18 protein-coding genes are annotated in these 23418 nt (G+C 44.5%); 3 read left to right on the top strand and 15 right to left on the bottom strand.

Features of this window, described 5'->3' with window-relative positions; all coding sequences use genetic code 11:
* From KSW37_RS12490 to KSW37_RS12470, 5 genes are all read right to left on the bottom strand, one after another.
* A partial coding sequence (locus KSW37_RS12490) for an outer membrane beta-barrel protein (protein WP_437183130.1) occupies window positions 1-328 on the bottom strand: 328 nt, incomplete at its 3' end.
* 83 nt (window positions 329-411) lie between these two features.
* Window positions 412-657: a hypothetical protein gene (locus KSW37_RS12485; protein ID WP_217314722.1), complete on the bottom strand. Its 246-nt coding sequence runs from the start codon at window positions 655-657 to the stop codon at window positions 412-414.
* A gap of 167 nt (window positions 658-824) precedes the next feature.
* The gene (locus KSW37_RS12480) at window positions 825-1259 is read right to left on the bottom strand and encodes a helix-turn-helix domain-containing protein (protein WP_217314721.1); all 435 of its coding nucleotides are present in this window, start codon (window positions 1257-1259) and stop codon (window positions 825-827) included.
* Window positions 1228-2004: a hypothetical protein gene (locus KSW37_RS12475; RefSeq protein ID WP_217314720.1), complete on the bottom strand. Its 777-nt coding sequence runs from the start codon at window positions 2002-2004 to the stop codon at window positions 1228-1230. Before KSW37_RS12475 ends, KSW37_RS12480 begins: the two co-directional genes overlap by 32 nt.
* A 123-nt stretch (window positions 2005-2127) precedes the next feature.
* Window positions 2128-2700, bottom strand: coding sequence for a DUF4738 domain-containing protein (locus tag KSW37_RS12470; protein WP_217314719.1), 573 nt, complete (start codon window positions 2698-2700; stop codon window positions 2128-2130).
* A 371-nt stretch (window positions 2701-3071) separates the two neighbouring features.
* On the opposite strand from KSW37_RS12470, the gene KSW37_RS12465 reads away from it, so the two are divergent.
* The 3 genes from KSW37_RS12465 to KSW37_RS12455 all read left to right on the top strand — a co-directional run bounded on the left by KSW37_RS12465 (window position 3072) and on the right by KSW37_RS12455 (window position 5788).
* Window positions 3072-3743, top strand: a complete 672-nt coding sequence (locus tag KSW37_RS12465) for a DUF4230 domain-containing protein (RefSeq protein ID WP_217314718.1) — start codon at window positions 3072-3074, stop codon at window positions 3741-3743.
* Window positions 3744-3760: 17 nt separating this feature from the next.
* Window positions 3761-4333 carry a DUF4230 domain-containing protein gene (locus tag KSW37_RS12460; RefSeq protein WP_117728300.1) on the top strand — a complete coding sequence of 191 codons (573 nt, stop codon included), beginning with the start codon at window positions 3761-3763 and terminating at the stop codon, window positions 4331-4333.
* Window positions 4334-4411: 78 nt separating this feature from the next.
* Window positions 4412-5788 (top strand): alanine/glycine:cation symporter family protein, encoded by a 1377-nt coding sequence (locus KSW37_RS12455; RefSeq protein ID WP_217314717.1) that lies wholly within the window; start codon window positions 4412-4414, stop codon window positions 5786-5788.
* A 238-nt stretch (window positions 5789-6026) separates the two neighbouring features.
* Here the strand turns inward: KSW37_RS12455 and KSW37_RS12450 are convergent, their stop codons facing one another.
* The 10 genes from KSW37_RS12450 to KSW37_RS12405 all read right to left on the bottom strand — a co-directional run bounded on the left by KSW37_RS12450 (window position 6027) and on the right by KSW37_RS12405 (window position 23013).
* The gene (locus KSW37_RS12450; protein ID WP_217314716.1) at window positions 6027-6602 is read right to left on the bottom strand and encodes a GNAT family N-acetyltransferase; all 576 of its coding nucleotides are present in this window, start codon (window positions 6600-6602) and stop codon (window positions 6027-6029) included.
* Between the two features lie 21 nt (window positions 6603-6623).
* Window positions 6624-8960, bottom strand: a complete 2337-nt coding sequence (locus KSW37_RS12445) for a TIM-barrel domain-containing protein (RefSeq protein WP_437183129.1) — start codon at window positions 8958-8960, stop codon at window positions 6624-6626.
* A 332-nt stretch (window positions 8961-9292) separates the two neighbouring features.
* Window positions 9293-11794 carry a glycoside hydrolase family 2 TIM barrel-domain containing protein gene (locus KSW37_RS12440; RefSeq protein ID WP_217314714.1) on the bottom strand — a complete coding sequence of 834 codons (2502 nt, stop codon included), beginning with the start codon at window positions 11792-11794 and terminating at the stop codon, window positions 9293-9295.
* Between the two features lies 1 nt (window position 11795).
* Window positions 11796-14750 (bottom strand): TIM-barrel domain-containing protein, encoded by a 2955-nt coding sequence (locus KSW37_RS12435; RefSeq protein ID WP_217314713.1) that lies wholly within the window; start codon window positions 14748-14750, stop codon window positions 11796-11798.
* A gap of 114 nt (window positions 14751-14864) precedes the next feature.
* A complete protein-coding gene (locus tag KSW37_RS12430; protein WP_217314712.1) occupies window positions 14865-19001 on the bottom strand; it encodes a hybrid sensor histidine kinase/response regulator transcription factor in 4137 nt (1378 codons plus the stop codon).
* 81 nt (window positions 19002-19082) lie between these two features.
* Window positions 19083-20099 (bottom strand): LacI family DNA-binding transcriptional regulator, encoded by a 1017-nt coding sequence (locus KSW37_RS12425; protein WP_217314711.1) that lies wholly within the window; start codon window positions 20097-20099, stop codon window positions 19083-19085.
* 369 nt (window positions 20100-20468) lie between these two features.
* Entirely contained in the window at window positions 20469-20885 is a 417-nt protein-coding gene (locus KSW37_RS12420; protein ID WP_153091892.1) for a GtrA family protein, read from the bottom strand.
* A complete protein-coding gene (locus KSW37_RS12415; protein ID WP_217314710.1) occupies window positions 20858-21694 on the bottom strand; it encodes a phosphatase PAP2 family protein in 837 nt (278 codons plus the stop codon). The genes KSW37_RS12420 and KSW37_RS12415 overlap by 28 nt, the downstream gene beginning before the upstream one ends.
* A 35-nt stretch (window positions 21695-21729) precedes the next feature.
* Window positions 21730-22398, bottom strand: a complete 669-nt coding sequence (locus KSW37_RS12410) for a CDP-alcohol phosphatidyltransferase family protein (RefSeq protein ID WP_118086133.1) — start codon at window positions 22396-22398, stop codon at window positions 21730-21732.
* Window positions 22399-22470: 72 nt separating this feature from the next.
* On the bottom strand, window positions 22471-23013 hold the full coding sequence (locus KSW37_RS12405; protein WP_217314709.1) for a phosphatidylglycerophosphatase A family protein: 543 nt from the start codon (window positions 23011-23013) through the stop codon (window positions 22471-22473).
* Between the last annotated feature and the right edge of the window lie 405 nt (window positions 23014-23418).

Genomic DNA, 23418 nt, shown 5'->3' with positions numbered 1-23418 from the left:
ACCAATAGTTACGTTCTACGCAACAGTCTTGTGCCGACAAGTTCATTTCTCCATACATGGCAGATAACTCAGCCGAGAAGATGGAGTTGAAACGATAGCCCCCATATAAGCCAGCAGCCCAACCGAGCTGCGTCTTGTCATGTCCGAAACTTGAGAAAGTAGAGAAACCGAAAGGCATTCCACCCTCTACTCCGACGTACCAGCCTTGCTGCCCCGCCTTTCCATCTTCTTTTACTTCTGCTTTCGCAAAAGAAAATGGAAGAATAAAAGCAAGCAATGCGACCAGCAATCGATTTTTCGTTGTCAAATAATTTATCATATCATTCATTCATTTTTTATCGTAAGAATAAAGATCTATCTCCAATAACAGGACAAATATCCACCATAAAGCTAATTCATTCTAGCCGAAACTCACTCCAGGAAATACAAGAGGTTTAACAGCATGATGAATATGGATACCAGAAATAGAAAGATATAAAACTGTTCCTGCTTGAAGAAATCACGAAAGCTGAAGCGAGCTTTCCAATGATCCTCAAGATACATCCTGTACTCATGTATCATGACATATCCAAAAAGGATGCCTAACATGAGTGCAAACACCCCGATGATAATCAGGGCTAATTCTATCCTTGGTATGGTTTCTAATAATTCTTTCATGGTGCAAATATAGTGTTTTTCTCTAAAAAAAGGTGTCTACTTCCCCTGTTCAGGTGTCGCATTCCTATCAAAAAGGTGTCGCATTCATAGGAATGCGACACCTTTTTGGCTATTTTTCGATAAAAATTTTGCTTTTTCTTTGGTATTTTACGAAAAAATGATTAGGCTCAATTTGAATCATTTTGTGCTGCATCTGTAGAGTAGAAGTCTCTCCATTCGGTAGGAGAACAGCCTTCTTTTGTCTTGAAGATTCGGTAAAGATGAGTTCGACAAGAGAATCCACACTCGGCTGAAATGATGTCGTTGCTATAATCTGGATATTCCAACATCATCTTTTTGGCAGCGTTGAAACGAATCTCGCTGAGCCATATTCGGAAGTTAGAGTGCAGGCATTGGTCGAAGAACTGGCTCAGTTCGTTCTTTGAGATACAAAGCGTACGGGAAAGTGTCAGTATGTTTACATTACAGTCCTTATATCCTAAATTCTCACACCAGTCATCAAGACTCTTCTGGATGAAATCTCTGCGCTCGTCGGAAATTAACTGTAAAGATTCTATACTGCCTACAGAATTATACTGCTTGGCAGAATGTACCCCCCCCATACCTATATTTAGTTCTCGCTAAGGCATAGCCTTCCTCTTCCTTGTCCAGGAGTTCTTCGGTAGGGATATAACTGCTGCCGAGAGCGATAAACGTAAGATTGAAGAACAGCAGGGCAAGCAATACGGCAGGACCCACTATATATAATAAGGTGGTAGAAAAGATGGCAACTGGCATAGCGAGAACTGCGAGCCATAGAATGACTACACTTGCACGCGAATACCTCACATAGGGCAACATATCTGTTGCTGCCATCGTTTCCAGCAAGTTCCTGCGCCTCATCATCTCCCTGACAATCATGGATATGCAATAGATGACACTTACGCAGAACAGAGCCAGCATAATATAAAGCCCTTCTCTGATATACAGGCTATGATGGAGACTGATACCCACGCAAAAGACCACAATGATGGCAGCATAAATACCACTGCACATCAGTATCATCTTTCTGAGGTTGGTACGGATGGTTTCTATGTTGTAGATTCCCATGGATATAAGCGAAAAACAGGGCGTATAGACGAGAATGTTAACGACAGCCCCAAGACTGTCGTCAGCAGCACGGAAGCCGAATCCCATCTGTATGACATATTGTATCGCCAGTCCTAACAAGGCGACAACAATCATCCATCGTGAACGCTCATACCGCTTGTTCTCCCATCTTACATGCAGACAAGAGACAGCCACGATGAAGGCATTGATGAGCATGAATATGAAACATGCAAACTGTAAGAGAAATAATGAATTCATACGCTTCTTATCTTATGTTTACTTTCTTTGCTATACATTATTATAATGAATACGCTTACAAAAGTACAATAATAATTTCAGATAGACATCATAAATACTCATAGATTTAACGGAAGAACAGCTTTATACCTCATCTTCTTCTTCCTCTTCAGCAGAAGCGTTGGTATCCAACTTCTCATCCTTTGATATAGAGATACTACCCATTCGGGAAATCTTAAGTACCATAGGTACATATTCATCGCTGGTAACATCAGGCGACCCTACACTTGCTGCGAAGTAAAGATAATCACCTTCTGCTTTCACATACACGATACCGAGCAAAGCACCCATGTCCTGTGTATGTTTGTCAATATAAGACGTGAAATCTTTCTTTGTGAAAGTACGGTTAAAGAATTCTGAGCCATCACTTCTCAATACCTTAACCGAAATTCTGTTATCATAATACTTGGTATTTTCGTCCAACTGGAGAACCGGAAGTTCCTTGTCAGAACTACGTTTCACAACCACTTTATAATGGGAACCAACCCAGTCAGCCTCCCTGGTCTGCTCATAATCACTCATTTTCTGAGTAGCTTTATTCACAACCTTAGCCACCGGTTTAGGGGCAATAATGATATTACTCTTCTTTTTTTCAGTACAAGCCGTCAAGCTTGAAATAGCCAAAAGACCTATTAATATATAATCAATTCGTTTCATTCCGTTATTTTTTCTTACTGCAAAAGTACATTTTTCTTTTGAAATAGCCAAAGAAAAGAACCGAAATCTACATTCTTACACAAAATCAGACGCAAAAAGGCGCCTACTTTCACAAGCAGACGCCTTAGCATACCTAAATACTAACTAATAAATTTCCTATTGAATCTTACACGATATAATAAAAGTTCAGTTTATGAATTCTAATCGTAACTTTGACGAAAGGAAAATGAAAAGGTTTAATCAAGATATAAAAAAAAGTGCTTTTTCTGCTTTTTTTTTCATTTCTTAGCAAAAGAACATCAAAAAAAACGATTTTGTTTTGTTTTTCGAACAATTTGCCGTACCTTTGCAGCATAATAAAGACATTAAGTATGAAAAAGAGGTTAATATTTATCATTTCTGTATTTTTTGCCTTCGTTTCATGTTCGCATCAGCAAACAGAAAAGAAGGAGCAAGTCATCGACACAATACCTGTGATGGTGATGCAGATACAGAAATGCAATCGCTTATATACTGCAGAAGCTCATGTTCATAAGATTATAACACATGATGACCAGCTCAATCTGAAGGGCTCACTGTTCAAGAAAGACTTTAATATTCATGTTCCCGGATCAAACCGCAAGGTGGCCATTCCGATGGATGCGACATTAAAAGCTTATGTAGACTTTTCAGGATTCTCTGCTAAGAACGTTAACCGACAAGGTGACAAGATAGAAATCATCTTACCAGACCCAAAAGTGATACTCACCAGCAGTAAAATCAATCATGAAGGAGTAAGACAATTCGTTTCACTCACCAGAAAGAACTACAGTGATGCAGAACTGTCACAATTCGAACAACAAGGTAGGGAAAGTATCATTCGCGATATCCCGAACCTAGATATTCTTGAGCAGGCACGCCAAAGTGCAGCAAACACCCTGATTCCGATGCTACAGGACATGGGATTTGCAGAAGAGAATATCAAAATCAGTTTCAGGAAGAAATTCACTTTCAACGATCTGAAGACTCTTCTGGATAAGACAACTATCGAAAAGAATCACTAAGCGAGGAGAACAATGATATGAAAAGAATACAAATCATCGTACTATTAGCACTGATCCTTATTCTGGGTGGAGCCTTCTATTGGCTCACCAAAGACAACGAGGTCAGCGTGGTACAGGAAGATAAGACAACCCTCTCACCCACTCAGGTAGAAAGTATCGAGAATATCGGCCAATGGGAATTTCTATCTGTAAGTGATGAAGAACTGATAGATACAATACGCCGTGGCTTTTTTGGCGATGACCAACTGGTACGTATCTATTACGGAACGTTGCGCTTGGGTATCGATATGAAGGATGTAAAAGAGGGATGGCTACAAGCCAGTCAGGACAGCATCGTTTGCACTTTACCTCCTATCAAACTGCTGGACCATAACTTCATAGACGAAGCGAAGACCAAGAGTTTCTTTGAAGAAGGTAAATGGACAGGCAGCGACAGACAGGCTATGTATGAGCGTGCTTATCAAGCCATGAAGAAACGTTGCTTAAACCGCACCAATATCTATACTGCACAGGCGAATGCCAAAACTCAGTTTAGAGAGATGCTGAAAGCAATGGGATTCAAAAACGTGAAGATAGAATTTGAGAAATAACAAGGTTATAATACATAAGTAACTGCGTTATCAGGTATAAAAAATATAGATATAAGATAAACATAAAATTTTTAAGAGATGGATGCAATAAACGATTTTTTCACCGCATTTAGTTCATTCCTTTGGGGATGGCCTATGATTATCCTGCTGTTGGGAACCCACATCTTTCTGACCATCCGCTTGCGCTTTCCACAACGCAAGATTTTCAAGGCAATCAAACTGTCTGTAAAGAAAGACAAGAATGCCACAGGAGATGTTTCACAGTTCAGAGCACTGGCAACAGCACTGGCAGCTACAATTGGTACCGGTAACATCATCGGTGTGGCTACAGCTATCGCTCTTGGCGGACCAGGAGCCGTACTCTGGTGCTGGTTAACCGGTGTCTTTGGTATTTCTACCAAATATGCCGAAGGATTACTCGCCGTAAAATATCGCGTAAAGACCAAGCGAGGCACAATGTTGGGTGGTCCTATGTATGCCCTGGAAAAAGGATTGGGCTGGAAATGGCTTGCAGTCCTGTTCGCCCTCTTTGCCGCATTGGCATCATTCGGAATCGGTAGCACGGTACAGGCAAATGCCATCTCTACCCTGGTAGAAAACCAATACGGCATTTCTCCATACATTACTGGAACCATCGTTACGGCTTTAGGAGCAGCAGTGATTCTTGGAGGCGTGAAGAGTATCTCCAAGGTTTGCGGCATGCTGGTACCTTTCATGGCACTCTTTTATGTATTAGGCTGCATCTACATTCTCTGTGTAAATCATGCTTATTTATTGCCTGCCCTCCACGTAATCTTTGACTCAGCATTCACAACAAAGGCTGCAGGTGGCGGCTTCGCAGGAAGTACCATGATGATTGCAGCCCGCTATGGTATAGCCCGCGGATTGTTCTCTAACGAAAGTGGTCTGGGTTCGGCGCCCATCGTTGCTGCAGCAGCCCAAACCCGCAACCCTGTGCGTCAGGCATTGGTTTCATCTACCGGTACCTTTTGGGATACTGTCATCATCTGTGCCCTTACAGGTCTTGTCATCACCTCAAGTATCATAGCATATCCAGACATCGACTATCATAACGGAGCAGCACTCACCAAGGCTGCCTTCAGTAAGATTCCATATATCGGAGCTCCGATATTGACCATCGGACTGGCAACATTTGCATTCAGTACAACATTGGGATGGAGTTATTATGGAGAACGGTGTGTAGAATATCTGAAAGGCAAAAAGTGGATGCTCTGTTTCCGCATAGTCTATATTGCTACTATCTTCCTGGGTAGTGTTATCAGTCTGGGACTGGTTTGGAACATTGCCGACTGCATGAATGCTTTAATGGCCATACCAAACCTTATCTCCTTGCTCTGCCTGAGTGGTATCATAGTGCATGAAACCAGAAAATATCTGTGGAGAGATCAACTGGATAAAGACATGGACGAAAAAGAAATAGAGGAATTAGAATAAAAGACACAGAAAGGAAATACCCTGAAAGGGATAAAAATACAAAAGCTCGGCATTGCATCACTGCAGACCGAGCTTTTATTATTAAATCAACAAAAACTAATAAAATATCTTTTCTAAAAACCTATTCGTTATGAACTTATGGTGCAAAGATACTACAGTTTGCGCAATAAACAGCACATTTTCTGTTGATTTCTATACTTTTTGGTGAGCAAACGTTTGCACAGTTTGCCCCGTCAGATTACAATTTATACTGAAGATGTTTCATTGCATGACCACCCCAAGTGGTATCATTGACATATTGGAAACCAACCTTCGTATAGAGACGCTCCGCTTTCGGATTGCCTTTGTCACAAAGCAAACCTACAGCAGGAAGTCCTAATTCTCTTGCGCGAGAGATAGCAGCCTCCAACAGTTTAGATGCAATACCTTTCCCACGGTATTGGTTAGAAACTGCCAAACTATCCAAATAGAACTCACCTTCCTCTGTTTCAAGCTCCATAGCCGAATAGTCTATTCCAAAAGCCACGATTGCAGCCTCAATAAAGCGCTTACGTAATCTTTTGACGTCAGCACCATCGTATGCAACCAAGATGCCAACAAGAATGCCATCAGTAGACATAGCAACTAATGTATTCTTATAACTATACTGACTGCCCTCCATCTCTACAAGTTTAGTCATCATACGGTGAAAATCGACCAATGTATGCTGAGGACCAGCAAAATTTTGACAACACTGCGCATTCATCGCCTCCATGATAAGCGATGCGATATGCGAAGCCTTGTCGGGCGTAGCCTGTTCTATTTGAATTTTCATTATACTATTTTTATTATTGTTTTATTGTTTTATTATTGTTATTTCTTTATCACCTGGTTTGTAGAGATATCCCACACATTGACTGGCATCTGCCTTGAAAGGTTTCCATGAAATCTGGTTCCATTGAATCTTATCAGTACTCTGAGCTACGGGCACCTGCGGAATCAAGCTGCCATCTCTAACCAGGATAACACAAGGAATCTTATGTTCAGCAACACTGATATGCTGGTATCCGCCTTCATATACCTTTCCATCCTGATAATCTATCCATTTACCTTTTGGCAGATATACCGAACGGTCTGTTCCTGATTCCAGCAACGGAGCAACCAGAATCTGTGAACCATACATATACTCATCTTCAACCAGCCATGCTCCAGCATCGTGAGGAAATTCTACAAAGAGCGCACGCACCATTGGCAAACCCTTTTCAGAGCAGTCTTTTGCCTGTGCATAAACATAAGGCATCAACTGGTATTTCATCTCCGCATTGGCCCTGAAGGCATCCGTGAAATCCTTACTGATGAGCCAAGGCTCTGTTGGAGGTGCTCCATGAGCTCTGGTATGTGAACTCAAGAAACCGAAAGGCAACCAACGGCGATAGAGATCATCAGGGCTCTGGGTTACGAAACCGCCCATATCATGACTCCAGAAAGAGAATCCACTCAATCCGAAACTCAAGCCGCCACGCAGGTCGCCCATCATGCCAACACTACCTACCTCATTCGTAGCTGCATCGCCACCCCAATGTAAAGGATAGCGCTGACTTCCAGCCCAGGCACTACGCGCCCAGATGACACCTTCCTGCTCTGGAGAATTGGCTTTTACTGCCTCCCAAAGCGCTTTATTATAGCGCAACGGATAGAGATTATGCTCATAGAAGCCTGTCTTACCACTTGCATAAAGACCATCATAAGGAGCTGCTTCACCAAAGTCACACTTAATGGCACCCACTCCCTGCTTGATGAGATGAGCAATCTTATCCTGATACCAGGTAACCGTTTTCGGATTACTCAAATCAAGAACAGCATCCTCATAGTTCAGCGTACCATTCCCATTCCGAACCGTCATACCTTCAGCTACCAGTTCCTTGAAATAGCGGTTCTTTGGAGTGAAGTAAGGCAACTGCCAAAGACAAGTATGGAATCCGTCCTTCTTCAGCGTCTTGAGCATGCCAACAGGGTCTTTGAAACGATCCTTGGCAAACTGATAATCACACTGCCAGTCTACTCCAAACCATCCTGTATCAAAGTGGATGACATCCGCCGGAATCCTATTGGCTCTCAACTGATGAGCTATTTCCAATCCCTCCTTCTGGGAGAAATAAGAGATGCGGCTCATCCAGGTACCAAAGGTCCACAGCGGCAACATTGGCGACTTACCAGTCACGTTTGTATATTCATTCAGGATTTGCTTCGGCTCACCAAAGAACACGAAGAAGTCCATTGTTTCATCACCCATAAAGAGGCGCTGGGCACCTATATAACTTGCACCGAAATCGGCAGTAGCAGGAGCCGAAGTATGCATAAATATACCATAACCTCTATTAGAGAAATAGAAAGGCACAGGCTTGTACATGCCGTCAGTTTCTGGTCCCTGAGGATCTACAACCGACAGGTTTACCTTCTGCCCCACCTTATTCAAAGAGGTAAAGCTTTCTCCACAACCATAAATCCGTTCACCAGGCGATAGCAGGAACACAGGGTTGATGCTACGCGAATTATCAGATCCACGCTTGATGAAATTGAATGGCAAGAGTTTAACCTGCGTACTGTCATTATCAATGATATGACGGGTTTGCGTCAGAATCTTCCCATTGGCATCTTTCAGAATCAGGCGGAAAGGATACTTTTGAATTACCAGCACACCATTTCTGTTCTGATAGATAATACGGCTGTTATCGGCAGACGTATTCCATCTTCCACGTGCCAGGCGAGCATCTCCATTGCCCAGACTCTCTGCAATAAACTCAGGAGAAAACATCGGATCGTTTGCTTCGTCCATCTTAGGTTCAACAGGTGAAGTGAACAACGTCACACGTAGCGTACGGTCATCAATCTTCTGAATTCTGATCTTGAGATTCGGATCATTATCATACTGGGTATCAGGAAAGTCAAGCATCTTCATGCGTACAGGCCAATAACCGTTAAGATTAAAAGCTTGGCGTGGTGCCAGACGATAGCGCTTCCAGTTGAGCAACCCCTCTCCCTTATTGAGGTCGAAGCCTGTTATACTATCTGCCAGGAAATAGGTGTTGGCCAAATCGGAGAAATCGCCAGACATATCCCTAGCTTGACACTGAAGGTATTCAATACCATTGTTTGTTTGCAATTGTGCCTGTGCACTTAATGTTGCACTCATGACACTTAAAGTTAAGATTACCTTTTTCATGATTGCTGAGTTGGGTTTGATGCCCTTATGTTTTACAAAGTTACTTATTTTTTTTGATAAGAGCAAGTTTTTTATATTTTTTATTCGAAAAAGTTTTTTTATTCGAAAAAAAGATGTATCTTTGCCACAGGTTTTGAAGCTAAATTTCTATTACTAGTATAATAGAGATACCCAAATCCCTTGGGTCCCAATGCTTCAAAACCTTTTTCGTTTTTAAGAGCGAAAAAGGAATACACCGTGCTAGTGTACCCTTCTTCGCAATATAATTCCTTAATGTTTTAATTTTCAAAACATTACAATAATCACAAAGCTACAGAAGCATCCTTTAAGTCTACTGCCTGTGCCTTGAGCGTTCCCTTACCTTTTATCACAACGACACATTTTCCGAAGAAAGCCTTGCGATGTGAATCGGTAAAACGCTCCAAAGAAGTCTGACAACCATTATCAGTTCCCAGAATTTTTGGTGCATTCGGGATATTCTGACCACTTGCATCCTGTTCTCCTGAGACAGAGAAGAAAATCTGGTTATCTGCGTTCGGACAGAGATTGCCGTCTTTGTCTACCACATTCACCTCGACAAAGGTGGTCGGATCTGAAGAGCCAAAAGCCTGACAGCCCTGATAGGTCTTCTTCAACACAAGATGATGAGGAGCTCCTGCTGTCTTTATGACCTGCTCTCTAAGAACTTTACCATTCTTTCTGGCTACAACCTTTACTTCTCCCGGTTCAAAGTTTACGCGCCACATCACATGATATTCAGTACTCTTTCTGAAAGCATCGCCTTCGTTCTTTGCACCATAGACAGTCTTCTTACGGATGCCCTGACTCTTGCCATTGATAAAGAGTTCTACCTCATCGGCATGATTATAATAACACCACATATCAATGGTCTGTCCAGGCAGCCAGTTCCAATGAGGGAAGAGATGCAGCACATCTTTCTGAGTCCACTCACTCTGATACATATAATAGCTGTCTTTTGGAAGACCCGCCAAATCAATAATGCCAAAATAACTGCTACGGGCAGGATAAGCATAAGGAGTAGGTTCACCGATATAATCGAAACCGGTCCAGATAAACTGTCCGCCCACAAAGTCGTTGTGCTTCACCACATCCCAGGTTTCTTCGTGGGTACTACTCCATGAGGCGTGGAAATTATCATAAGCCGAACACATAAACGAAGGATCGGTATAAGGCAACCACCATTCCTTTGGCGCAGAATAAATGCTGTCGCTAGGCATCATATAGTAGCCACGAGTCTGCAAGGCAGAAACACTCTCCGACAGAATGAAAGGCTTGCCAGGGAAATTCTTTGGCACATCCTTCACCCACTGATGGTGATAATTGAAACCTATAACATCAATAGCCCCACTCTTAAAGAGGTGATTCTTCGGATCAGGCTCATTACAGCCAGCAGTAACAGGGCGTGTGCCCCAAGGATCATACTCTTTCACGATTTTGGCAAGATGCTGGGTAAGAAGCGAATTGACACTCAGTTCATCGCTATGTGCCAAAGTTGAAGCATCATGACCGGCATTCAGAATCAGGTTAGCCTGCTCCAGACTGAGCGTATCAGCAGCCGCATCCGACCATTGTTCGAGAACTTCATTACCGATACTCCACATAATGATACTTGGATGGTTACGGTCGCGCTTGATGAGATCTGACAGATCTTTCTTATGCCATTCATCGAAGAAACGGGCATAATCGCCATTCGATTTCTTGCGGCGCCACATATCAAAACTCTCGTCCATCACGAGGAACCCCATCGAATCGCACATGTTCAGGAGTTCTGGTGCCGGAGGATTATGACTGCTTCGGATAGCGTTCACGCCCATATCGCGAAGGATGGTAAGTTTGCGATGCATCGCATCTTCATTGACAGCAGCACCCAAGCAACCGAAATCATGATGCTCACAGACACCATTAATCTTGAGATTCTTGCCATTGAGGAAGAAGCCCTTCTTTGCATCAAACTTCACATCACGGAAACCGGCAGTTGACGTAGCAACATCCACTACCTTCCCATTTACTACCAGCTCGCTCTTGACAGTATAGAGATATCCCTTTCCGATGTCCCAGAGATGCGGATTCTTCACCTTGAGTTTCTGTTCCTGAACACCCTGACTCTTTGCGACAATCTTTCCTGCAGCATCATAGATTGTATTACGGACAGAGAGTTTCATCTTTTTACCGGAAGCAGCGAAATCCACTTTCACCCTGACATCACCCTGTGGAGAAGTTGCTACATATTGTCCCCATTGAGGAATATAAGCAGATTTCATGGTTTTGGTGAGCCAGACATGGCGGTAAATACCGCAACCAGAATACCAGCGGCTGTTAGGCTGGTCGCTGTTGTCTACCTTCACAGCAATGACATTATCACCCTTCTTATTAATATAAGGTGTAAGATCATACTCGAATGTACTGTATCCATAAGGGCGGGTTCCGAGTTTATGACCATTGATATACACGGTAGAATTCATATATACTCCATCAAAGGTGATGGTAAACCGGTCATACTTTTCCTTCGGATTCACCGAGAAGTGCTTACGGTACCATCCGATGCCGCCCGGCAATGCACCACCACCGGCTCCCGAAGGATTCGAAGGAGAGAAATCGCCCTCTATCGCCCAATCGTGAGGAAGATTCAAACTTCGCCAATGTCGGTCTGAATAATCAGACTTTGACATTCCGGCACTATCTGCTAAAGTGAAAAGCCAGCCTTTATCAAAAGACTGGCTATCACGGGCGCTCAACGACTGAGCGCCCAATAGAAAGATTGCTAAAGCAAATATCTTCTTCATATTACTTCAGTTTTACAGTAACAGACTTACCAGCATACTTCACCATCTTGCCCTTAGGCGCCTTGGCGAGGCTGATGCCCTGCTGGTTGTTATCACTAACAAGTACGATATTGAAGCGACGCTTCTGTAGCATACCATCAAAAGCGCCCTTACGGGCAGCAATAGTAATGGTCTTATGAGCATCATTATATTTGAAGTCGATCATAGCATACTTACCCTTCTCGTAGTTGTAGTTGGTTCCCTCATCCTCATAAAGTGTATAAGAACCGTCCTTGCCTGCATAGACATAGAGATCGATAAGCTCAGCCTTCTTCTGATCACTCCACTCCATCTCAGGACCCACAGGAAGAATAGAACCCTCTGGAACAAAGACTGGAATCTTATCGAAAGGCGCATCAGCTACGATTGTCTGTCCACCGGCATAGTGCTTACCTGTATAGAAATCATACCAGCCCTTCTGCTTAGGAAGATAAACATTGCGGCTGTACTTCTGATACTCGCCTACAGGACAAGCCATGAGAGCAGGACCGAACATCCACTGATCCTTGATGTCGTAAACATTATCATCGCCGTTGAAGTCCATCACCAATCCACGCATCATCGTATAGTCCTTGAAATGAACCATACCCGCCATACTGTAAAGGTAAGGCATCAGGCGGTAACGGAGTTTATCGTATGCAACGATGGTTTTATAAGCAGGATGATCTGCCGGAGCAATGTTCCATACCTCACGTGTAGGCCACTGACCATGAGTACGATAAAGAGGAACGAAGCAACCGAACTGGTTCCAACGCGCCTGCAACTCGCGCCATTCCTTCAAGTCAGCATTTTCCTTACCGGTCTTATCGAACTCCTGCTGGGCAGCAACATAACGGTTTTCTACACAGAAACCGCCCTGGTCCATTCCCCAGAAAGGAAGACCTGCCATAGAATAGTTCAAACCTGCAGTCATCTGGGCACGCATATCTTCCCAACGTGTAGCGATGTCGCCAGACCAGGTAGCCGTACTGTAGCGCTGCTCACCGGCAAAACCGGAACGGGTCAGGAGGAAAACACGCTGGTTAGGGTTCACGCTGCGCTGTCCGTTATAGATAGCATCAGCATTCACGATGCTGTAAGCATTGAAATATTCGGTAGATGTACCGAGGGCAGTAGGACCGGAAAGAGCCTTGCGGTACCACATCGGGGTACAGTCGCGAACGTTTGGTTCTGATGCATCCATCCACCATGCATCGATTCCGAACTTATACTTGGTATAAAGATTCTCGTCCATCTGGCGCCAGAACATCTTGCGGGCACCATCAGAATAGGCATCATAGAATGAACCGCGGAAGCCGAGCCAGTCGTGAATATCATCCTTGATAGCCTGATGATACATCCAACCCTTGCTGTCGAGTTCCTTATAATTTTTGACCGTATCATAGAACTTAGGCCATACGGAAATCATGAATCTTCCGTTCAAGGCATGTACGCTGTCGAGCATAGCCTGTGGGTTTGGATAGCGGGCAGCCTCAAACTCATGACTTCCCCATGAATCCAGTTTCCAGTAGTTCCAGTCCTGAACGATATTGTCTACAGGAATATGTAGGTCGCGGAACTTCTTCATGTTGTCCTCGATGTCCTTGCTGCTCTGATAGCGCTCACGGCTCTGCCAGAAACCGAGGGTCCACTTAGGATAAAGCGAAGCCTTGCCGGTAAGCGTACGGTAACCGGAAATCACCTCATCGAGATTCTGACCGGCGATGAAATAATAGTCCATATCAGGCGACATCTCACTCCAGATGCTCAACTGGTTCTTCTCTGCCTCAGAACGAGGAGCTGCTACGCGAAGACCGCAGTAAGAAACATCACCATCTGGCTGCCACTCGATACGGATAGGAGTCTTTACGCCCTTCTTAATAGGAGTTTCAAACTTATAAGAGTTCGGATTCCATGCTGTACGCCAGCGCTCAGGCACAACCAGTTTGCCATCGATATAAATCTTCATATAGCCGGCATAATAGAGGATAAACTGATAGAAGCTGTTGGTTGGAGCCTCTACATAACCCTCGTAAACCACCTTGGAACCATTCAGTGCGAAGCCCTTTGGCAGGTTCTGAATACCGCCCTTGTCGGTCTTGTTGCAAATCTCAGAAGCCTCAGGCATTGCATACTCAAAGTAAATGCTATCTTCGCCCCGAACAATCTTCTGACCATTCTTATCCACATAAGTACCTGTCAGCTGACCTTCCTTACCATCCTTATCATAGAGTTTGAAGGCATGGTTGAGCTGGAGATAATCTTCCGGATTACCCCAACGGCAATAAGAATAAGAATCCCAGAGGATGCCGTAGTTTTTATTAGAGATGACGAAAGGCACACTCACCTTGGTATTATACTGGAAGAGGTCTTCGTTCTTACCCTTCATATTGAGTTCCTCACTCTGATGCTGACCGAGACCATAGAACGCCTCGTTATCAGGAGAGTTGAAGAGCGCACGCCATGACCATCCGTGCTTCTGTGCTTCAGAAACCTTGGCAATGTCTACACCGATTTCACGGTCAGGCACAGTGAACGGCTTGAATGTCTTTCCACCCTGAGCAACCTCGTTGAGAAGGACATTGTCTTTCAAGTCATAGAAAGTAATCTGACCCGTAGCCTCGTTCATGACAGCACGCATGGCTGCTGTGGTAATGATGAGATTGTCTCCCTGCTCTTCCACCTTGTAATTTGCCTTGCTGTTTTGAGGCACTATTATCAGACTCTGTTTGTTACGGAAACTCTGTTCAGCTGTAGCCTGAACACGGATAATCTTATCGCTCACCACCTGGAGGCGAATCTGACTAGGACCAAAATTCTGGTGTTGCTTCAACTGAACAGTGAGATAATTACCATTCTGGTTGAAACCTGCTGCCTGCATGCCTGTGGCACTCATCAGCAGCATTGCTGAAATCAATAATGTTTTAGTTAGTCTCATTTTATATGTTTAAAGGAAAGTTTAAAAATTTGCGGCAAAGATACGAGAAATTTCCCGTATCTTTGTGCGCAAATGTTATCTGTATATGCATTAAATGTTAACTAGAAGCGTAAACTACTCTGTTTCTGACAGATTTTTACGATATTGAGACGGCGTAACGCCATACGCGTCTTGGAAGTATTTAGTGAAATAACGTGGATTATTGAATCCCACCTTATAGGCTATTTCACTGATGTTCAAGTCGCCCGAACGCAGCAGATGCTCTGCAAATTTGATACGCTTGGTTCTGAGATACTCAGAAGGTGTAATACCCGTCAGCGAAATCATGCGCTTATATAATTGTACGCGTGAGATACGGAGATAGGTACTCAGCGATTCTACCGATGTTTCAGGATTGCTCATATTATCGCGGATATAAGCATTAACCTCATCAATAAATTTGTGGTCGGCCTCTGTTATTACATATTCTGTGCTCACATTCTTGCGTTTCTTCAAGAGGTTCAGAATACAGAGATTCAACATATCAATATCGAATGGTTTGGCAATATACTCGTCAGCACCACACTTCATACTTTCCTTACGCTGCTCATCTCCCATACGGGCTGAGAGCATGATGAAAGGTATGGCTGTTGTTTCGTCATTGTCCTTACACATACGGCAGAGTTCGTTACCATCCATCACAGGCATCATCACGTCGCTCAGAATGATGTCAGGACGACGGTCGATAATCTTGTTCCAGGCATCCTGACCATTGACAGCCTCAACAACCGTATAGTCTGTCAATACTTCGTTCATAAACTCACGGAAGTCGTCACTGTCGTCAACGAGGAGCACTACCGGTTTCTTGATCATCGATTCTCCTGGCTGATGTACATGTTTACTCATTCCGTAGAGAACGTTCTTACCAGCATCCGGATCATCATCCTCACCCTGATGCACCGTGGTTATGATAGGTGCTGCACGCAGAGAACCGAGATGTGCCGTAGAATTGGAGGTGGTACTGCTCTCTATCGGAAGGTCTACCATAAAGATGGTTCCTCCGCTTGGATTATCTGTAACATCCACCTTACCGCCATGCAGTTCGGCAAACTTCTTCACCAGGTTCAAGCCTATTCCGCTACCGCCCTGTGGTTGCATTTCAGTACCATTAACCTGATAGAAACGCTCGAATACATGTTCCTTCTCCTTATCGCTGATACCCTTGCCAGTATCAGATACAGAGATGCGGAGCATATCCGAATCCTTGTCTCCTACACGCTGGCGGAGTGCAATACTCAGAGAAACGATAATAAATCCGCCATCTGGCGTAAACTTGTAAGCATTGCTCAGGAGGTTGTTCACAATCTTTCCTACCTTGTCAGCATCGAACGACATCTGCAGACTAGGCACCGTAGAATCGAAGGAAAGCGTTACTTTGCTGTTAGCCAAAGTACGGAACGAAGTACAGATATTGTCAACGAAGCTCACGATGTCTACACGCGACAGGGTAAGTTTCTCCTTGTTCTGGTCAATCTTGCGGAAGTCGAGAATCTGGTTTACCAGATTGAGCAAACGGGTAGCATTGCGATGAATCATCTGCAGTTTTCTGCGTTTACTTTCATCTCTTTCTTCTCTGATCATACTAACCAGCGGCGAGATAATCAGGGTGAGCGGAGTACGGAGTTCGTGGCTCACATTGGTAAAGAAGTTGAGTTTGAGTTCATTCAACTCCTTAGTCTTCTTGATACTGTCTTCCTTGCTCTGGAGTTCGAATTTTACACGTTGCTTTTCGAGCATACGTTTACGGTAGAGATAGAAAGCTACACCTATTAATATAATATATACGATAAACGCCCAGATAGAGAGATAGAAAGGCGGATGAATATGAATCTTCAGCGTGTTCACCTCTTCGCTCACACTACCATCAGCATTCACCACCTTTGCCTCCAGGACATAGCTGCCTGAAGAGAGATTGGTAAAGGTAGCCTCCGGACGTCCCTCAGGTGTCAGCATCCATTTGTCATCAAGTCCCTTCATACGATAGAGGAAACGGCAACGGGCCGGAATACTTACCTGGTCGGAAGCAAACTGTATGGTAAACGCCTTGTCCTTATAACTGAGATCCAGTTCAGGATGAGTATCGAGCGATTTTTCCAGAGGCACTCTTCCCTCAAACTCCTCACCTGCCTTCAGCGGATGATCGAAGAGTACGAAACCGCTAAACAAGACATGTGCATGTTTCTGGGCAGGAAGAATCTTGGCAGGATTGATGATATTAATACCATCCTGTCCACCGATGGCGATGGCTCCATTTCTCATCAGACAGGCAGAACGCTGGTTAAACTGGCGGCTCTGCAAGCCATCGAGCGAATTGAAACTAATCATCGTAATGTCCCATTTGCCCTGATTGTTCCTGGTCAGCGTAACACGGGTAACGATAAATTCAGAAACCAGCCAGATGTTATGCTGCTTATCTTCGAGCACCATACAGCCTACCGTGCCCTGCGTACCATTGAGGTCATTGATTGACTCCAACTGTCCTGAAGCCTCATCATACATGGTGACGCCCGCAGGCGAAGCCATCCACAAGATGCCGCGGCTATCCTTCATCATGTAATTCAGGGAAGGACTCGGGAAAGGCTGTCCGTCCTTGGTTGTATTCACATTGGTTACCTTTCGGGTTCCGAAATTAAAGATAGAATAGTTCTGCGAATGACCTATCAGAATTTCATCTTTATTCGGCAGGAAGAGCGAGTTGATAAAATCACTGGTAATACCCGAATTCTGAACATTGTAGGTCGTAAACTTTCCGCTCTCAGGATTATAAATCTGGAAGCCTGAGCCCAAGGTTCCGATAATCAGGCGATGATACGGATCTTCAGCAAGACACCAGACGCTGTTATTGGCAAGTCCGCCTGGAGCTGCCTGAAAACTCTTCCACCTGCCGTTTTTATATTGGGCAAGTCCACCATTGAAGGTTCCGAAATACATCGTACCATCACTCATGGTTACGCTGCTGACGATAATATCCGAAGCCAGACCAGTTTCAGCCTGTCCGAATCGCCAACTCTGTCCGGTAAGCGGACTGTAGCATACAATACCGCTATCATTGGTTCCGCACCAGAGATTACCATTCAGATCCTGCGTGATTGTACACACATCACCAAGCGGAATCGTTGTGAATTTCTGAGCAGCAGGCGAATAATAAGCCACGCCGTTCTTGTAACTACCTACCCAGATAGCTCCCTCATCATCCACATAAACCTTCTGCAGGGAATTGTCAACGATACTTCCCTTTGCTTCGGAATGAACATACTGACGGCAGATTTTGCGTTTGAAATCAACAAAGAAGAGACCGTTATGGTCGGAAGCCACCCAAAGATTACCTGCCTTATCGCGGGCAATATCACGCATCAGAATACGGGTTGGGCAAGGAATATCAATGCCCATGTTTGTAAGATAAGAACGGGCATCGGTCCATTTCCCGGTCTTAGACTGATACACATAATTGGCATTGCTTACTGAAACCCAGAAACCTCCTATACCATCATAGAAAGTATAGGCGCCATTATCACCGGCAGCTTTATGGGTGGCAAGGAAGGAATTGTACCAGAGAACCTTCTGTTTCTGTCCGTTGACACGGCAGATTGTACCATCATCATAGGTAATGAGCGCATCGCCGTCAACCTCGGTTATTTTACTGATATTTCCCTCTTTCAGACAGCCCGGCTGAGCCTTTTTGGTAAATTTAAAAAGGTAGGTATTCCTGGTTTTGGCATTATGATAGTAGAGTCCCTGTCCGTAGACAGCTATCCACATGTTCTTATCCTTATCTATCAGGAGTTTATAAGGAGGTCCCTGCACGTGGATGTTTTTGAGCCATTCTTCCGGTTTGCGGTCAAACTGCTCTTCATCATATTTATAGATGCTGTAGCCCACAGAGGTATGCACCCAGATATTTCCATCATAGTCTTGCTGAAGTTCATCTACCGAATTGTTAGGCAACGACTTATCATCAGTATTGCTATAATAGAAAGTTTTCATACGGAAGCCGTCAAAGCGGCACAGTCCCGACTGGGTACCGAACCAGATGTAGCCTCTGGTGTCCTTGAGGATAGCCCCCACCTGACTGTTCGTAAGTCCATCATGATTGGTCAGGCTGCTGAACTCAATGTTTTCATAGGCAGCCCAAGCCCTCTCCGGTTGCATGAGCAGCAAGAGCAGAAACAGCACGATGGCATGTTTCAAGTAGTTTTGTTTTTTTATCATCATAATCGTAGGTTTAATTTACAGTTATATGAAAATAGGAATTATTTCTATAAATAGGAATTATTCCTATAAATAGGAATTATTTCACGTCGTTTTTTCAGAGCTTTCACGTATTTTCAGAATCATCGGTACCACTTTCTTATAGATTTTTTCATCTCCATTGATACTTCTCATGAGAAGATCGCAGGCTGTGGTTCCCTGTTCGTGTGCCTTGTCCATGATAGCCGAGAGTTTCGGCGTAACGAAGGCAGCAGTATCACCATCGGTAAAACCGATGATAGCAACATCCTCTGGTATTCGGAGTCCTTTTTCCTTGATAGCATCAAAGGCGGCATAGGTGATTATGTCGTTAAAGGCGAGGATGGCATCAGGTCTGTCCTCCTTTTCGAGGAGACGGAGGGTAGCGTTTCGGGCCACATCGAAATCGATTCTGTCGCAAACCACGAGGTCGCGGTCGATAGGAATGCGGTTCTCTCTCAGCGCCTCCAGATAGCCGTGTTTTCTGCGGCGCACCATATCGAGATGGTTTGGACCGCCGATGAAGGCGATGCGGCGCGAACCGGTCTCTATCATATGCTGGGTAGCCTCCTGAGCGGCAACATCTCCATTGCCTACTACCTGGGAGAACTTATCTTCTAAACAGCAACGGGCAAAGAACACCAGTGGAACGCCCATCTTATGCAACTGCTCGAAGTGAGAATAGTCAACCGTATCCTGTGCCAGGCAGGCGATGATGCCTTCTACATGCATATTCAGGAAGTTTTCTACCGCTCTCTTCTCATGCTCTGTGTTTTCGTGGCTATTGGCGCTGATTACCGAGTAGCCATTTCTTACGGCATAATCTTCTATACCATCCAGCACGGCAGCATAATAATGAGTCACCAGGTTTGGCACAATCACACCAATCACCCTAGGTGCTTCTTTTCTGAGGCTCTGTGCAAAAGGGTTTGGGCGATAATTGAGCTCCTTGGCAAGGCTTTTCACCTTTTGAGTCATCTCCTCTCCCACTTCATGGCTGTTGCGCAAGGCTCTCGACACGGTTGCGATGCTGACGCCAAGTCGGTCGGCGAGGTCTTTCAAAGATGTTCTTCGTTGTTTCATATTCAGTTTATGCTTATTATCGATATACATTTGTGTATTCACATATTCTGCATATTTCGTCTTTTCTACTGCAAAGATAGTGAATTCTCTGCAAAGATAACAATTTCTTTCGAAAACGCAAACGTTTACGTTATTATTTTTTTGAAAAAGTTTATTTTATTGTGAAAAAACTCGTAATTTTGCAAACTGAAAAGTAATGAATAGTTGATAATAAGTTAGTTAGAAACAAGCGTGGGTTTGGAATGTCGGGAGGACAATCCAAACTCTTTTTTTATGTCCCAATGCCAACAGATTACCTGCCAGAATACAAAAAACAGGATACAAAAAAAGATGAGGGCACATACTGAATGCTGCCCCCATCTGATATGGTTATTTCTGCTTAAAAACAAATTTCTTCTGTCCGGGATAGTTGACGAATATCGCTACCAGCAGAGACACAATACTCTTCGGAATCATGTAATGCAGCTGAATGTGTTCGTGCGCATTCAGAAATTCGGTCAGGGCGATGGTGCCGCCCGAATTGAGCATCCAGCTGATGCCCCAGATGATAAAATAGCGCCAGGCTACACTCTTTTTCTTGCTCTTGGAATCGCCGAACACATAGCGGTAATTCAGAATGCAGTTGGTAATGCCGCCACTTATCACTCCCAGCGCATTGGCAAGTCCGTAATAAATACCCACGATATCTGAGAGGAAGAATGCCAGTCCGAAGTCTATCACTGAGGCGCAGGAGGCGGTCAGTTCCGCCTTGCCGAAGGTTACGAGTTCTTCTTTAATCTTGCCCATAATCTCTTGGATTCCATAAGCAGTACGCCTACTATCGTAGTAAGAATACCCAACATGACATCGATGATATAATGATGACCAGAATAGACTGCCGTCCACCAGATTCCCAGACAGATGCAGGCAAAGAGCACCACCGTATACCAGCGTTTACGGCTCATCACAGCATAAATCGTGGTAAGGAACAAATAGGCAGCATGCAGACTCGGCACGGCAGCAAAGACATTGGCATTCTTGCCGTAGAGTCCGTGGAACACTTGCAGTCCGGTCATTTCGTCCCATCTGCCCAGACCAGCCACATTACCCGGTGTATTGAGCACAGCCTTGAAGCCATAGTTCATCGCATACCAAGGCGGAGCAGCCGGATAGATGTAGTAGCCGATGAAGCCGATGACATTCACCAGCAGGAAAGCCCAGGAGAAACGCTTGAACCAGTTAAGCTGTTTCGTAAGATACAGATAAAGAGCAAAGGCGATAGGCACCGGAACCCAGCAGAGATAGAAGATGCCTGCCCAGAAATCAGCAAAACCGCAATGGTGAACCTTGAAGTATTCGCCCGGAATCATCAGCTGGGTATGGTCGGCTACAGCCTGCAACTCTGCGCTGGATGAAGCAGCAATGCCGAAGAGCGACTTTTCTGCATGATAGAGATTCGCCACATCAATATCGTTAACCATATAGTTAGGATAAAGGCGCATCGAATCGTAGATGATTCCAAAGAGGAACCAAGGCAGAAAATAGAAGGCAAAACGGCGTGTCTTCTTCCAGGCTGCGAGTACCGCCAGGAGGATAATCAGATAGATACTAAACACTTTTTTCTACTTTTTATTGATAGAACTTGAGTTTATTATTTATGAGCGTTCATCACAACATAACAATGCCAGATGCGCCAGAAAGCGGTGATGTTTGCCAGAACGGCAATCAGAATCATTCCGCCAGCCAGCCACCAGATATTGCCTGTAAAGCCGGTAATCATCGCAGTAACAGCGGTAACCACAACGCGCTCAGGACGCTGCATGAAACCTACCTTGCACTCAATATCCAACCCCTCGGCACGGGCACGGACATAACTAACCATCACGGAACCGATCATCGCTGCAAAGGTAACTACGCCCATCCAGAACCAGGTCATATCGCCCTGCATACGTACGAAGATGAGGCAGATGCCAAACAGACTTACCAGTTCGCTGTAGCGGTCGAGTGTAGAATCCCAGAGTGCACCGAAGAGACTGCTCTTGCCGCTCATACGTGCCAGACGGCCATCCATCATATCGAAGAGACCGGCTGCGAGGATGATGAATCCACCCCATCCTACTGTAACCATACAAGATGCATAATCAGCCTGCTCAGTTCCGAGCATCCATGCAGCATCGAGGAAGAAACCGGCTGCCACGATATTGCCCAGGAATCCTACGAAAGTAACAATGTTAGGAGTAATACCTACTGCAATCATCCCCTTGATAAGTGGATTGATGATGGCATAGATAACTTTTTGTAAGAAATCTCTATAATTCATATTTTAATCTATTTTTTATTGTCTGTTTAAGAAATGTCTGCTTAATAATTTGTTTCTTTAAGAAATGCCAGACTAGATGATTCCAGCCGAAACCAGTATGATTTTGATGATGATTAAAGAAACGGCCGCATAGAGACCGCCCAGCAGATCATCAGCCATCACGTAGAAGGCGCCCTGCCTGTTATCCAGTTTCTTGATGCCCAGCGGTTTCACCATATCAAAGAAGCGGAAGAGAACAAGTGCCACCAATGCCCACCACCAGGCATCTTTCACTTCGCCCTGTGCCGTAAGCGGGGTCAGCAACGACAGGGGAATCCACACGCCAGCCATCTCATCGATGACCACACGGCTGGGATCCTCACCCCAGTAAGGCTGCAACTGAGCTGTTGCCCAAGTACCCAGAATGGTAGAAACAATGACGAGAAAGAAGGTGATGCTCTGCAAGCTCTCACCCGTAATGCCGAGCCCGTAAGCCAGGACTGCCCAGATGAGGGTTGCCAATACAGAGCCAGCCGTTCCCGGTCCCCAAGGCCAGAAGCCACTGCCGAAACCGGTGCCTATGATGACGGGCAGCAAAGGAGGCCGCTCGTCGGTAAGATTTCCCTTGTTATTCATTCGCTTGATGTTTAATAAGCCCGCAGAAGGGCGTTACTTCTTTAATTTTCAGTGTGCAAAATTACGCTAAAAAATTAAATTAACCAAATAGTTTTCTCATATTTTTCTGATTTTCATCATATATTGGCAGATAAACAGGTGAAATAGAGCAATATGAAGGAGGTTTATACCACTTAGGCTCGCACGGCGAAGAGCAAGAACAGGCAGCAGAAGGAACTCAGAAGGAACTGCATGGAAGCCTTTTTCTGAAAATCTCATAAAAAACTGAAATAATGAATAGGTTTTTGCGTCTATTTACGAATAATGTTATAACTTTGCACCCTGAAAGCCAATAAAGTTTCTAGAAGCTGCACGCCCTGAAAGGGCAGAAGCTCCTAGCCCAGGGCATCGCCCTGGGTATAATGG

This window comes from Segatella copri (assembly GCF_019127135.1).
Taxonomy (GTDB): Bacteria; Bacteroidota; Bacteroidia; order Bacteroidales; family Bacteroidaceae; genus Prevotella.
The sequence above is the reverse complement of the archived record's forward strand: the minus strand, read 5'-3'. Positions and strand labels throughout refer to the sequence as shown.